General features: G+C 65.6%; 14 protein-coding genes, 2 tRNA genes and 1 pseudogene. 11 read left to right on the top strand and 6 right to left on the bottom strand.

Annotated features, from left to right (window positions below; translation table 11 throughout):
* Nucleotides 1–191: 191 nt before the first annotated feature.
* The gene (locus tag E2484_RS04090) at nt 192–1,205 is read right to left on the bottom strand and encodes a type II glyceraldehyde-3-phosphate dehydrogenase (RefSeq protein ID WP_137283939.1); all 1,014 of its coding nucleotides are present in this window, start codon (nt 1,203–1,205) and stop codon (nt 192–194) included.
* 154 nt (nt 1,206–1,359) lie between these two features.
* Here E2484_RS04090 and E2484_RS04085 point away from each other — a divergent pair, with 154 nt between their 5' ends.
* From E2484_RS04085 to E2484_RS04060, 6 genes are all read left to right on the top strand, one after another.
* The gene (locus tag E2484_RS04085) at nt 1,360–2,298 is read left to right on the top strand and encodes an aminopeptidase (protein WP_137283938.1); all 939 of its coding nucleotides are present in this window, start codon (nt 1,360–1,362) and stop codon (nt 2,296–2,298) included.
* A gap of 64 nt (nt 2,299–2,362) precedes the next feature.
* Nucleotides 2,363–2,701, top strand: a complete 339-nt coding sequence (locus tag E2484_RS04080; RefSeq protein ID WP_137283937.1) for a CHY zinc finger protein — start codon at nt 2,363–2,365, stop codon at nt 2,699–2,701.
* A 304-nt stretch (nt 2,702–3,005) separates the two neighbouring features.
* Nucleotides 3,006–3,659, top strand: a complete 654-nt coding sequence (locus E2484_RS04075) for an HVO_0476 family zinc finger protein (protein WP_137283936.1) — start codon at nt 3,006–3,008, stop codon at nt 3,657–3,659.
* A 20-nt stretch (nt 3,660–3,679) separates the two neighbouring features.
* Nucleotides 3,680–4,360, top strand: a complete 681-nt coding sequence (locus E2484_RS04070; RefSeq protein WP_137283935.1) for a protein-L-isoaspartate(D-aspartate) O-methyltransferase — start codon at nt 3,680–3,682, stop codon at nt 4,358–4,360.
* Nucleotides 4,361–4,385: 25 nt separating this feature from the next.
* The gene (locus tag E2484_RS04065) at nt 4,386–5,342 is read left to right on the top strand and encodes a class I SAM-dependent methyltransferase (protein WP_137283934.1); all 957 of its coding nucleotides are present in this window, start codon (nt 4,386–4,388) and stop codon (nt 5,340–5,342) included.
* Nucleotides 5,343–5,368: 26 nt separating this feature from the next.
* Complete coding sequence (locus E2484_RS04060; protein WP_137283933.1) at nt 5,369–6,133, top strand: protein-L-isoaspartate O-methyltransferase family protein; 765 nt, start codon at nt 5,369–5,371, stop codon at nt 6,131–6,133.
* 37 nt (nt 6,134–6,170) lie between these two features.
* On the opposite strand, the gene E2484_RS04055 is transcribed toward E2484_RS04060, so the two are convergent.
* The gene (locus E2484_RS04055; protein ID WP_137283932.1) at nt 6,171–6,632 is read right to left on the bottom strand and encodes a DUF7382 domain-containing protein; all 462 of its coding nucleotides are present in this window, start codon (nt 6,630–6,632) and stop codon (nt 6,171–6,173) included.
* Between the two features lie 428 nt (nt 6,633–7,060).
* Between E2484_RS04055 and E2484_RS04050 the strand changes: the two genes are divergently transcribed.
* The 3 genes from E2484_RS04050 to E2484_RS04040 are packed head-to-tail and all read left to right on the top strand — an operon-like array spanning nt 7,061 to nt 8,954.
* Nucleotides 7,061–8,119 (top strand): ATP-binding protein, encoded by a 1,059-nt coding sequence (locus E2484_RS04050; protein ID WP_137283931.1) that lies wholly within the window; start codon nt 7,061–7,063, stop codon nt 8,117–8,119.
* A 56-nt stretch (nt 8,120–8,175) separates the two neighbouring features.
* Nucleotides 8,176–8,607, top strand: a complete 432-nt coding sequence (locus E2484_RS04045) for a fluoride efflux transporter FluC (RefSeq protein WP_137283930.1) — start codon at nt 8,176–8,178, stop codon at nt 8,605–8,607.
* Entirely contained in the window at nt 8,604–8,954 is a 351-nt protein-coding gene (locus E2484_RS04040; RefSeq protein WP_137283929.1) for a fluoride efflux transporter FluC, read from the top strand. The genes E2484_RS04045 and E2484_RS04040 overlap by 4 nt, the downstream gene beginning before the upstream one ends.
* Before the next feature lie 11 nt (nt 8,955–8,965).
* Here E2484_RS04040 and E2484_RS24750 read toward each other — a convergent pair whose 3' ends face one another.
* The 4 genes and pseudogenes from E2484_RS24750 to E2484_RS04030 form a co-directional block, all read right to left on the bottom strand.
* Nucleotides 8,966–9,139 carry a hypothetical protein gene (locus E2484_RS24750; protein ID WP_170977233.1) on the bottom strand — a complete coding sequence of 58 codons (174 nt, stop codon included), beginning with the start codon at nt 9,137–9,139 and terminating at the stop codon, nt 8,966–8,968.
* A gap of 240 nt (nt 9,140–9,379) precedes the next feature.
* Nucleotides 9,380–9,452: transfer RNA gene (locus E2484_RS04035), tRNA-Asp, on the bottom strand.
* Nucleotides 9,453–9,559: 107 nt separating this feature from the next.
* Nucleotides 9,560–9,883, bottom strand: a pseudogene (locus tag E2484_RS25925) (group I intron-associated PD-(D/E)XK endonuclease); the annotation flags it as partial.
* 195 nt (nt 9,884–10,078) lie between these two features.
* A tRNA-Asp gene (locus E2484_RS04030) sits at nt 10,079–10,151 on the bottom strand.
* Between the two features lie 298 nt (nt 10,152–10,449).
* Here E2484_RS04030 and E2484_RS04025 point away from each other — a divergent pair.
* Both E2484_RS04025 and E2484_RS04020 read left to right on the top strand, forming a co-directional pair.
* A complete protein-coding gene (locus E2484_RS04025) occupies nt 10,450–10,677 on the top strand; it encodes a DNA-directed RNA polymerase subunit H (RefSeq protein ID WP_137283928.1) in 228 nt (75 codons plus the stop codon).
* A gap of 2 nt (nt 10,678–10,679) precedes the next feature.
* Nucleotides 10,680–12,245 (top strand): DNA-directed RNA polymerase subunit B'', encoded by a 1,566-nt coding sequence (locus E2484_RS04020; protein ID WP_137283927.1) that lies wholly within the window; start codon nt 10,680–10,682, stop codon nt 12,243–12,245.
* The last annotated feature ends 1 nt before the right edge of the window (nt 12,246 follow it).

The following is a 12,246-nucleotide window of genomic DNA, read 5'->3' as shown; positions in this document are numbered from 1 at the left end:
TTTGGCACTCGGACTTCGCCGCTGGACTTCGGTTTCGGCAACCGAACAGTGCAAAAATATAAGTCATTTCGAGTGATAATTCCGGCCGGAGAACTATGAGTCCGATAACCTACTAAGCGAACCCGTCCGAAGAATCGTCCCCGCTAACCGATCCCGAAGTCATTTTTTCGAGAAGCGCTCGGAACGCTACCTCAGATTCCCATGCCGAGCGACTCGTTGGTCGTCTCGATGCTCTCCTCGGCGTCGGCGGCGTTCGTGACCGCGCGAATCGCGTCCACGTTCTCGGGCACCACGTCGCTCTCCTGGTGGATGGCCTGGAACAGATAGAGGTCGTCGCCTTCGGTCGTAATCGACTCGCCCCAGACGCAGTTCTCCCAGATGTCGGCCCGCGGGCGACCCACGTCCTGCGCGTACTCCTTGAGTTTGCCCGCTCCGTCGATGTCGAAGTGTTCGGGGATGACGAACAGTCGGGACTCGCCTTCGAGCAGTTCGCGCACGTCTGCGGCGTCGGGTTCGGATTCGAGCGTGACGTTGACGCTGTGCATGTGCATCAGCGTCGCGGGCACCTTCAGGCCGAGGGTATCGATGTCGAGGTCCGGGAAGATGGTGTTCACGTCCGGCCCATGGTGGGAGGGAAGCGTGACCGGGTTCGGCACGATGTCGTTGATGGGACCTCGGCCGGTCTGTGCGGGGTCGCCGCCGCGCCGGACCAGCGTCGTCCGGACCTTCTCGACGCCGTACTCCTCGCGGAGCGGCGCGACGAGTCGGGAGAGACCGGTCGTGTTACACGAGACGACGCGAACGTGGTCGGCACCGTTGGCGTCCGAGAAGTTCGACCGGGCGTTGAAACTGGTGTCCACGAAGTCGGCAGACTCGCCGCCCTGATACAGCGCGGGCGTGTCGTACTCGTCGTACATCTCGGCGTTCTGCTCGCCGATTCCGGAGGGGCAGGCGTCCACCACCACGTCGCTCTCTTCGACCAACTCCTCGACCATCCCGGCGAGTTCGATGCCCGCCTCGTCGAACAACTCTACGCGGTCCTCGACGGCGGCGTAGAGGGGGAACCCCTTCTCGACGGCCTGCTCTGCCTCGAAGTTCGGTCGCGTCTTGGCGACGCCGACGACTTCCATGTCTGGTTGTGCGCGTACCGCGTCCGCGACGCGCTTGCCGATAGTCCCGTAGCCGTTGATTCCGACCCGTAGCATGTACGTGGATTTCCGACACCGACGCGCATAATGGTTTCGAGGTAGGGTGCCGAGAATGTAACTCTCGACCGAGTAAGCATTCGATTTCCTCCAGTCACGTCCGACCGATTCCGGGAAGGGAAAACCTAACCGCTCCCCGGCCCACCTGCCGAACATGAGCCTCCGAGACGCGGCCGAGACCGCCATAACGCAGTGTCTCGCTCTCGAAGAGACGGAGTCCTGTTGCATCGTCACCGACGACAAGCGCCAACCCATCGGCGAGGCCCTCTACGAAGTCGCCAGCCAAGTCACGAACGACGCGACCATCGTCCGATTTCCGCCGGGTGCGAGCCACGGCGCGGAACCGCCCGAACCCGTCTCGGCCGCGATGGCCGCCAGCGACGTGTTCCTCGCGCCGACGACCAAGAGTTTGAGCCACACCCGCGCCCGCGGCGACGCCAACGAGGCCGGAGCGCGCGGAGCGACGCTCCCCGGCATCACCGAGGAGGTGTTCACGACCGGACTCGACGCGGACTACGAGACCATCGCCGACCACTGCGACGACGTACTGGCGCAGGTCGAGGACGCCGACGAGGTTCGCGTGACCTCGCCGCAGGGCACTGACATCACGTTCGAACCCGGAGACCGCGAGTGGCACGACGACACCGGAATCGTCCACGATGCGGGCGACTTCTCGAACCTCCCGGCGGGCGAGGTGTTCGTCAGCCCCGAGGACGCGAACGGCACCTACGTCGTGGACGGGACGATGATGCCCCACGGCCTGCTGGAGGAGGGCCAGACCCTCGAGTTCGACGTGGAAGGCGGGCAGGTCACTCGCATCTCCGACGACGAGATTCGCCAGAGCGTCGAAGACGCGGCCGAAGAGGTCGGCGACGCGGCCTACAACCTCGCCGAGTTGGGAATCGGAACCAACGTCGCGGTCACGGAACTGGTCGGTTCGGTCCTGCTGGACGAGAAGGCTGGCGGCACGGTCCACATCGCCATCGGCGACGACGCGGGCATCGGCGGCGACACCGAGGCTCCCATCCACTTCGACGGCATCCTCCGCGAACCGACGGTCTACGCCGACGGGGAGGTCGTAGACCTCCCGTGATTCGAGCGGCGGAACCGCGAGACGGCGAGGAAGTCACGCTTCCGGAACCCTGAACTCCACACCGATGGAGCGCGAGATTCACGGACGACTCGTCCGCGGCGTCGAAGTCGGCCCGGAGACGCGATGTGCCCACTACGACACCGACCGCGACGTAGTGGCCCTGCGGTTCGCCTGCTGTGAGGCGTACTATCCCTGTTTCCGGTGTCACGAAGCCGCGGCGGACCACGACACGGCGCGACTGCCGGTCGAGAGCGACGAGTCGGCGGTTCTCTGTGGCGTCTGCGGTGCGGAACTGACGCCGCGGGAGTTCGTGGAGGGCGAGCATCGATGCCCCGAGTGTGGAGTGGAGTTCAATCCGGGCTGTGCCGACCACTACGAACTGTACTTCGACTTCGGAGAGTAGTTGTCGGCTGTTTTTCGAGGGCGGTCTGTGGACGCTAGAGGGTCGTCTGTGGACGCTAACTACTTCGAGAAAGCTAGCTACTCTCCTTGAGCCAAGGAAGACCGCAACCGCACCGCGACTACGGACCTCACACCTCCCCAACCTCGGCGGCCGCCGTCCCTCGCGCGCATGGGCGCGACCTCAAACCGCAAGGTCGCGCCAGCGCGCGCCGGAGTGGTGAAATCTCCCCTGCACTCCGACCGTGGTCTCCACGAACGCCAAACTCCACGCGTTTTTACGCGCGGACCACGTAGCCGACCATAGTATGAGCGAAACTGCGGAGCGCGTTGCGGTGACGTGCCCGTCCTGCTCGCCCGACGTGGAGACGGTCCACGAGGTGCTAAAGGACGGGAGCGGACAGGTCACCGTGCGCTGTACGGAGTGCAGTCACGTCCACAAGACGAAAATCGAGCAGGAAGAAGAGGTCGAGCGCGACGTAGTGGTCTCTCAAGACGGCGACTCCTTCACCGCCACCGCGGACGCCCCGCCCCAGGAGACGGTCGCGGTCGGCGAGGAGTTCGTCCTCGAAACGCCCGAAGCCATCATGGTCGTGCGAATCACCGACCTCCAGTTGGGCGACGAGGCCCGGACCGACGAAGCCAAAGTCGAGGAGGTCGAGACGTTCTGGACCCGCGCCGTGGACAACGTCCGGGTCAACGTCACCATCAATCCGACCGACGGTAGACGCGACGACTCCCGAAGCGTCAAAATCGACGTGCCGGGCGACGACGAGTTCGAAGTCGGCGAGACCTACGAGTTCGGCGACGAGGAGTTCACGGTCAAGTCCATCGCCCTCCGGGACGACGCCGTGGGCTACGACTTCAACCCCCTCGGCGAGGAGGGCGACACCGCGGTGGCGAAGGACGTGAAACGACTCTACGGCGACGACGAGACCTCGTCGGCGTGGTCGGCGTGGTGAGATCCGAATAGCGGAATACCATGTTTGGGGGAGGGAAAGACGACCGCGAACGAGACGCCGACTACGACCACGCCCGCGAGAAGATGGTCGAGCGACTCTCGCAACGCGAGAACCTCGACGAATCGACCCTCGCGGCGATGCGGGCGGTCCCGCGCCACGAGTTCGTCCCACCGTCAAATCGGGACCGCGCCTACGAGGACCGACCGCTTCCCATCGGGAGCGACCAGACCATCAGCGCACCCCACATGGTGGCGATGATGGTCGATCTGCTCGACCTCCGGGCGGGCGAGGAGGTCCTCGAAATCGGAACCGGATGCGGGTATCACGCCGCGGTCACGGCCGAGGTCGTCGGCCCGGAGAACGTCTACAGCGTCGAGTATCACGAGTCGCTCGCTCGGGAGACCCGCGATCGACTCGACCGACTCGGCTACGGTGACGTCTCCGTCCGCGTCGGCGACGGCCACGAGGGATGGCCCGAGTTCGCACCTTACGACGCCGCGTATCTGACCTGCGCCGCGACCGAGTTCCCGAGCGCGGTGGTCGAACAGGTCCGGCCGGAGGGGAGACTCCTCGGGCCGATAGGCTCCGCGACCGGTCGCTTTGGCGGCCAGCGACTCGTCTTCGCTCGCCGACGGCCGGACGGATCGCTCCACCGCGAGACCCACGGTCGGGTGCGGTTCGTCCCGATGCAGGAAAACTAAGCCGACGCCGACTCACGTTGCGGACATGGACTACCGCGAAGCCTTGCTTCTCTGGGCCGCCCGCGAGACGGGAGTCCTCGAAGCGGTCACGACCGACGCGGAGACGCCCGCGGAAGTCGCCGACGAAACCGGCGTCACCGAGCGGGCCGCCCGGATTACGCTCGACGCGATGGCCGAGTTAGGGTATCTGGAAGTGGTCGGTGACGAGGACGTGGGAGGAGGCGACCGGACCGACGCCCAGTACGAAATCACGAATCGCGCGCTCGGCTTCGTCGCCAAGGCCGACGTACGCTCCATCGGGTCGGTTCCTCACGCGCTCGACTGCGTGGACCGATGGCTCGAACTCCCAGCGACCATGCGGACCGGCGACCCGCCGGACCCGGAATCGACGTCCGAAGACTGGACGACCAACTTTATGGGCGCGATGGCCAGCGTGGACGACGCCGCGGTCCGGGCCAGCGTCACTGCCGCAGTCCATCGAAACCCCGACGCCGAGCGCGTGCTGGACGCTGGCTGTGGGCCGGGGGTCTTCGCCAAGGAGTTCGTCCGCCGGGGGTTCGACGTGACGCTCGTGGACCGACCCGAAGTAATCGACATCGACCGACGATTCCTCGAACACGAGCCAATCGAACTGGTCGAGGGCGATATCACCGAGAGTCTCCCCGACGGTGGATTCGACCTCGTGTTCTGCTCGCGGGTGGCCCACGGCCTGAGTCCCGAGGCGAACCGGGCGTTTCTCGCCAACGCCTTCGACGCCCTCGAACCCGGCGGTGCGGTCGTTCTGACCGACAAGGTACGCGGTCGGGCCGAGGACGCCGCCCTGTTCGGCGCGCACGTGCTCGCCCAGACCGACGGCGGCGACACCTACACCGAGTCGGCGTTCACGGAGTGGCTTCGTGACGCCGGATTTACCGACGCGGAAGTCCGGGACGTGCCCGGTCTCGACCAGCAGGTCATCGCCGGACGGCGGCCGGGCGATTGAAGTTCTCTCGTCACTACGGGGTGCGTATGGACCTCGCGGTGCTGCGCGACGATATGGTCGATAGCCTCGAACACCCCTCGAAGGGTGTCGTCTCCAGCGAGAGCGTCAGCACCGCGATGCGGACGGTCCCGCGCCACGAGTTCGTCGAGGACGACCGACTGGCTTACGCCGACCGGTCGTTCGAGCACCGGGGCACCCGCGTTCTCGGCCCGAGTACCGCGGCCCGCCTGCTGGAAGCCCTCGACGCCGAGGAGGGCGATTCGGTACTCGTCGTCGGCGCTGGCGTGGGTTACACCGCCGCAGTTCTCGCGGAAATCGTCGGCGAGCGAAACGTCCACGCGGTGGACATCACTCGGAGCGTGGTGCTGGACGCCCGGAGCAACCTCGCGTCGGCGGGCTACGAGGGCGTCTTCGTGGACTGCCGCGACGGCGCGGACGGTCTGCCCGAGTACGCGCCCTTCGACCGAATCCTCGTAGAGGCCGCCGCGGCCGACCCGCCGCGACCGCTCGTGGAGCAACTCGCCTCGGACGGCAAACTGGTCATCCCGGTCGGGGTCGGCGAGCAGTCGCTGACGGTCGTAGACGGCGACGAGACGGACGACCAAAACGGCCGTCAGCTCGGCACCGTGGCGTTCGCGCCGCTCCTCGTGGAGGGCGAGGACGCCGACTCCATCGAGCGCAACCGGACCGTCCGCGAGGACCGCGAGCGCGCCGAGCGCGCCCGCGAGCGCCGGCCCGGCTGGGAACGGGACTGGATAGATTGGGACGGCGACGGGAGTCTGTCGGACTGACTCCCTCGGCCACCCCTTTCGCGGTATCCGCGGCGCGTCAGTTCCGAATGACCAGTATCGCGGTGTTCTCGCGCTCGTCGGCGTAGTCGCTCCCGGCGGGTGGTTTGATACGCATCTCCAGCGTGCCCTCCTGCTGGTTCGGGCCGAGTTCGGGATCGACCGTGACGCTGACTTCGCCGTCCTCGCCGGTAGTCCCGGTCTTCACGCCGTCGAGAGTCGCCGTGTCACCCGTGACGACGACCGTCGCGTCGCTGACGGGTTCGCCGTCCGGGTCGACCACTACGACGTCGATTTCCTCCTCCGAGGGACCGATAACGTCGGGCGCGGGCTTGGCGTCGAGTTCCGTCACGGTGAGACCGCCGAGTCCCGAGAGCATGTTCATCATCACGCCGAGGCTGGCGACGCCGACGACGAGGGCGATGACGAGGCGGATGGGGAGACCCTCGATTGCGCGCTCGTCGCTCCGGAACGTCTCGACGTAGCCGAGTAGCGTAGGCATGGCCCGGGTTCGTCCCGTCCTCGGATTTAAACCCTCGGAGTCAGTGGACCCTTCCGGTCCGGAGGCGACGATTCTTCCATCTCGGCGTGTGCTGGCGCGACCTCACACCGCCAGGTCGCGCCATCGTCGCGCGAGGGCTGAGTACCGCAGGCCATCGGCCGAGGACCGCAAGCGGTTGGGGAGGCGTGAGGCTGTAGCGGTGCGGGGCCGTGCGATACTCCGTGGCTCGAGTAGTAGCTAGCTTCGCGCTATCAGAGGACAGAGAGAAGAAGGTTTACCAATCAAAAATACAGGTTTGAGATGACTATAGGTGTTTATAACCCGTACAAATAAACTCTGCCGTACCGTCCCCTCCGGCCACGACGGTCACGAGATTCCCGTGGACCCCTCCCGAAGGTTCAAATGCGAGAACGGAACCAACCATCCCCGTGACTCACGTCCTCGGTCGCCGCGAATCTGACGGCGGCTACGAAACCGCTCCGTCGGGTCGCCTCGGGGCCTACCGCGCCCGTGACGGAAGCCCCGGCGCGCAGGTCCGAATCGACCTCGACGGTCCGCACGCCGGACTCGTCGTCGGCAAGCGCGGCTACGGCAAGTCCTACACGCTCGGCGTCGTAGCCGAGGAACTCGCCCGCGCCGAGGGAGTCGTCCCGGTCGTCGCCGACCCGATGGGCGTCTTCCCGTCGCTCGCGGAGTGTGGTGCGGAGGTCGTCGCACACCCCCGAGTCACCGCCGACGCGCTCGCGCCGCGGGCGTGGTGCGACCTGCTCGGACTCGCTCCCGACTCCTCGGCGGGCGCGCTGGTCTGGCAGGCCGCGGCGGCCCGCTCGACGCTCGCCGGGATGCGCGAGTTCGTCGCCGACGCCGACACCAAGGCCGACCGCGCGACCCGCCGGTCGGCGGACAACCACCTCGCGCTCGCCGAGTCGTGGGACGTCTTCGACCCGGACGGACTGACCGCCGAAACGTTGCTCGCGTCGCCGGCCGAGACCGGGACGAGCGCAGGGTCCGTGCTGGACCTCTCTGGACTCGATTCCGCCGCCGCGAACGCGGTTCTGCGCGCGGTCGCCGGCGACTTGTACGACCACTGCGTCGCCGGACGTCCGACCCGACTCCCGTGGCTGCTGGTGGACGAGGCTCACGCTTTCTTCGGTGGAGTCGCGGCCCCCGCGCTCCGGACCGTCGTCACGCGCGGTCGCCAACCCGGCCTGAGTCTCGTCGCGGCGACCCAGCGCCCGAGCGCGCTCCCGGCGGTCGCCATCTCCCAGGCCGACCTCCTGTTGGCCCACCGACTCACCTCCCGCGCCGACCTCGACGCGCTCGGGGACGCGCGGCCGACCTACCTCGCGTCGTTCGAGGACCGCCTGCCCGACGCGCCGGGCGAAGTCCTGCTCGTAGACGACGCGACCGAGAGCGTCCACGCGGTCCGAGTCCGAGAGCGCGAGACGCCCCACGGCGGCGGGAGTCCGAGCGCGACCGACCGCTGAAGACTCACTCCGAAACCCGTTTGGCCGTCGCCGCGCTGGTCTCCGACGAGTAACGAATGTCGGAGACCGACGCTCGCTCGACGACCGAAGAAGCAGGCTCTCGCTGGCTCGAACGGCTCGAACCCCTTCTGCTCGTCGCCGTCGGCGGGTTCGCCGGAGCCGTCCTCCGGCACGTCGTGGCCGTGGCGCTCCCCGGCGGCTTCCCGTGGGGCACGCTCGCGGTCAACGTCGGGGGAAGCTTCGCGCTCGGCGTCTTGCTCTACGAGGCGAAGTTGGCGGGTCGGCTCGGTGCCGAGACCCGACTCGTCCTCGGAACCGGCTTCCTCTCGTCTTTCACGACCTACAGCACCTTCGCGCTTCAGACGAGTGCGCTCTCGCCGACGCTCGCGGTCGTCAACGTGGGTGCGAACTACGCGCTCGGATTCGCGGCCGTACTGGCGGGTCGCTTCGCGGTTCGCTCGCTCGCGGGTCAGGAGGCGGCCGGATGAACCCCTTCCTGCTGGTCGGTTCGGGCGGCGTCCTCGGCGCGCTCTCGCGGTTCGCGGTCGGGTCGTGGATACCCGACCGCCAGCGCGACACGCTCGCGGTGAACGTCCTCGGAAGTTTCGCGCTCGGCGCGCTAACCGCCGGACTCGCCGCGGATGCCGCTCTGCTGACTCTGTTCGGAACTGGCTTCTGCGGCGCGTTCACGACGTTCTCCAGCTTCGCGGTCGAGACGGTGGAACTGTACGAGAGCGGTGCACGACAGGAGGCAATCGGCAACGCGGCGCTGAATCTGGTCGGCGCGCTCCTCGCGGTCGGATTCGGTGGTTGGCTGACGACGATGCTTCGCTGATTTGCGACGGTTCACCGCACGAGGTCCCACACCCACAGTCCGACGCCGAGGCTCACGAGGACGACTCCGAGCGTCGAGGTGACTGGTTCGGGGAAGAGAAACAGTAGGATGCCGACGATGAGAAGGACCGGAATTAGCTCCTCGTGCAGAAAACTGTCGCTCTCGTCGGAGCCTTCACTGGTCATGCGACGACAAACGAGCGACTGGGAGTTACGTTTTCGGGGGACTACTCGCTCGTCGGTTTAGTCTTCGGAGAAAACGCCCGAGGCGGGATTTGAACCGGAGTCAGACGGTCCGGGCGTGCGGCCTTCGGCCGTTCCGGGCGTGCGACTGACAGGGTTCAACTCCGTTCGAAGTCGTTTCGCCGACGCCAGTGTTCGCTCGTCGCTACGCTCCTCGCTCACGAGTTGGCGTCGGTAAAAGTACGCCCGAGGCGGGATTTGAACCCGCGTCACGACCGTGACAGGGTCGTATGATGGGCCACTACACCACCCGGGCTTCCGAGTGCATTCCATCGTTCCCGCCGCGATTATTAATGGGTGTCGGTTTGGTCGCCCATTGGTAGAAAATGCCGTGCAGAGAGTAGTAAAAAACACCCCGCAGAGCTACTCGAACTGTTCCGCTATCGCGTACCCGCTCGCCCAGTTTATCTTCGACTCTGGAGCTTTCGGACGTGGGACCTCGACTCGGAGTCGCATTTCTCCGTGTCCGGTCGCTTCGATGGGTATCCAGTACACCGAATCGGTGTCCGACGAGTACACCGCGTACGAATCGATTTCGTCCGGCGTGTGGTCCGAATCGACGCGACCGTCCGAGCTCACCGTCGACGTGTAGAGATTGAATCGGACTGTGCCGTTGACCCAACTTCCGGTTTTACACTGGACGCGGTAACGTCGATCTCCGTCGTCGGCGACGAGGTCGTATCGGTCGCCATCCCCGAACCGAGACCGAGACGCCGACCGCCATCAGTCGACTGAGAATCGTTGCTTCGGTCTCGTCTCCCTTCCGCGACGTGTTCATGGCGTAACGGGGTGTGCCGTCATCGTATCTAAAGGATAGCTCGCCGACGCGAGGGTTCGCTCGTTGCTACGCTCCTCGCTCGTCGGTTTAGTCTTCGGAGAAAACGCCCGAGGCGGGATTTGAACCCGCGTCACGACCGTGACAGGGTCGTATGATGGGCCACTACACCACCCGGGCTTCCGAGTGCATTCCATCGTTGTCCCCGGTTCGACTTAAGGCTTCTCAAACGGGGCCGCCGCGTCACGGTGTCCCGATGTCTCCGTCACTGCGACGTGTGCCCTTGCCCCAAACGATTTATACCTCCGCGAAGTCGGTGACACTCGTGGGCATTCCCCCGCGGCGCGTCCCGGCGTGGGTGGGTCGAACAGCTAGCCGTGCGCGGGCTACTTAGCAAGTCTTAAATGATCTCCCTGTGTATTGCCCTGTAGTATCTCGTGATAGCCATTTCTTCCTCTTGCCAGACAACCCACCACACATGGTAGACGTAAGCCAACACGACATGGTTCCGGACCACAGCATCGTCGACGACGAGGAGTTAGACGGTGTGATGGAGGAGTACGACATCAAACCGACCGACTTGCCGAAGATCAAACGCACCGACGCCGCACTGCCCGACGACGCGGAGGTCGGTGACGTGATCAAGATCGTGCGCGATTCCCGAACGACAGACACCGCGACAACATACCGACTCGTCGTTGAATAATAATGAACCGAGAAGACAGACGAGCCATCTCCCGAGAGTACTTCTCGAAGGAACGGCTCGCCGAACACCACTACCGCTCGTTCAACAGCTTCCTGACCCGCGGCATGCAGGAGGTCGTAAACGAAAAAGGAACGATAGACACCGACATCGGTGACAAGGAAGACGAGGAACCGGTCCACGTCGAACTGGGCGACGTCCGAATCGTGACCCCGCGCGTGCGGGAAGCCGACGGGAGCGAAGAACTCCTCTACCCACAGGAGGCCCGCCTGCGAAACATCACCTACGCCGCGCCCGTGTTCATGGAGATGTCCATCGTCAAGGGCGAGGGCGAGGACGAACGCGTCGTGGACGCCACCGAGACCAAGGTGGGCCGGATGCCCATCATGGTCGGCTCCGAGAAGTGTAACATCGCGGGCTTCTCCGACGAGGAACTCATCGAAATCGGCGAAGACCCCGCCGACCCCGGCGGCTACTTCATCGTCAACGGCTCCGAGCGCGTCCTGATGACGAGCGAGGACCTCGCTCCGAACAAGATCCTCGCGGAGTACGACACCAAGTACGGCGACGAGATTCAGGTCGCCAAGACGTTCAGCCAGCGCCGGGGCTACCGCGCGCTGGTGTTGGCCGAGCGGACCCGCGACGGCCTGCTCGAAGTGTCGTTCCCCTCGGTCTCGGGGAGCGTCAACTTCGTCACGCTGGTCCGGGCGCTCGGGCTGGAATCCGACGAGGAGATCGTCCACCGCGTGTCGGACGACCCGGAAATCGTGAAGTTCATGCTCGAAAATCTGGAGGAGGCCGACGTCCAGACCGAGGAGGAAGCCATCGAGAAACTCGGCAAGCGCGTCGCCTCCGGACAGGGCAAGAACTACCAGCTCAAGCGCGCCAACTACGTCATCGACCGCTACCTCCTGCCGCACCTCCACGAGGAGGGCGTCGAGGAGGAGGACGTGCGCATCAACAAGGCGTACTACCTCTGCCGGATGGCCGAGGCGTGCTTCGAGCTCGCACTCGACCGGCGCGAACCCGACGACAAGGACCACTACGCCAACAAGCGCCTCAAGGTCTCGGGCGACCTGATGAAGGACCTGTTCCGGACCGCGCTGAACAAGCTGGCCCGGGACGTGAAGTACCAGCTCGAACGCGCCAACATGCGTAACCGCCAGCTTTCGGTCAACACCGTGGTTCGGTCCGACGTGCTGACCGAGCGACTCGAACACCCGATTGCGACCGGGAACTGGGTCGGCGGTCGGTCCGGCGTCTCCCAACTGGTGGACCGCACGGACTTCATGGGTGTCCTCTCGCACCTCCGACGGCTTCGCTCGCCGCTCTCGCGGAGCCAGCCTCACTTCGAGGCACGAGACCTGCACGCGACCCAGTGGGGTCGCATCTGTCCCTCGGAGACGCCCGAGGGACCGAACTGTGGGCTGGTGAAGAACTTCGCGCAGGCGATGGAGCTCTCCCAGAACATCGACGACGAACAGGGTCTGAAACGAGAACTGGCGTCGATGGGTGTCGAAGGCATCCCCGGTATCGAAGGCGTCGAACCAACTGCAAGCGCGGACGACTAAC

The organism is Halorussus salinisoli (assembly GCA_005239435.1).
Classification (GTDB): domain Archaea; phylum Halobacteriota; class Halobacteria; order Halobacteriales; family Haladaptataceae; genus Halorussus; species Halorussus salinisoli.
The sequence above is the reverse complement of the archived record's forward strand: the minus strand, read 5'-3'. Positions and strand labels throughout refer to the sequence as shown.

Coding starts and splice junctions, on each gene's coding strand:
- E2484_RS04090 (WP_137283939.1), bottom strand. CDS start 1,205: ATGCTACGGGTCGGAATCAACGGCTACGGGACTATCGGCAAGCGCGTC.
- E2484_RS04085 (WP_137283938.1), top strand. CDS start 1,360: ATGAGCCTCCGAGACGCGGCCGAGACCGCCATAACGCAGTGTCTCGCT.
- E2484_RS04080 (WP_137283937.1), top strand. CDS start 2,363: ATGGAGCGCGAGATTCACGGACGACTCGTCCGCGGCGTCGAAGTCGGC.
- E2484_RS04075 (WP_137283936.1), top strand. CDS start 3,006: ATGAGCGAAACTGCGGAGCGCGTTGCGGTGACGTGCCCGTCCTGCTCG.
- E2484_RS04070 (WP_137283935.1), top strand. CDS start 3,680: ATGTTTGGGGGAGGGAAAGACGACCGCGAACGAGACGCCGACTACGAC.
- E2484_RS04065 (WP_137283934.1), top strand. CDS start 4,386: ATGGACTACCGCGAAGCCTTGCTTCTCTGGGCCGCCCGCGAGACGGGA.
- E2484_RS04060 (WP_137283933.1), top strand. CDS start 5,369: ATGGACCTCGCGGTGCTGCGCGACGATATGGTCGATAGCCTCGAACAC.
- E2484_RS04055 (WP_137283932.1), bottom strand. CDS start 6,632: ATGCCTACGCTACTCGGCTACGTCGAGACGTTCCGGAGCGACGAGCGC.
- E2484_RS04045 (WP_137283930.1), top strand. CDS start 8,176: ATGTCGGAGACCGACGCTCGCTCGACGACCGAAGAAGCAGGCTCTCGC.
- E2484_RS04040 (WP_137283929.1), top strand. CDS start 8,604: ATGAACCCCTTCCTGCTGGTCGGTTCGGGCGGCGTCCTCGGCGCGCTC.
- E2484_RS24750 (WP_170977233.1), bottom strand. CDS start 9,139: ATGACCAGTGAAGGCTCCGACGAGAGCGACAGTTTTCTGCACGAGGAG.
- E2484_RS04025 (WP_137283928.1), top strand. CDS start 10,450: ATGGTAGACGTAAGCCAACACGACATGGTTCCGGACCACAGCATCGTC.
- E2484_RS04020 (WP_137283927.1), top strand. CDS start 10,680: ATGAACCGAGAAGACAGACGAGCCATCTCCCGAGAGTACTTCTCGAAG.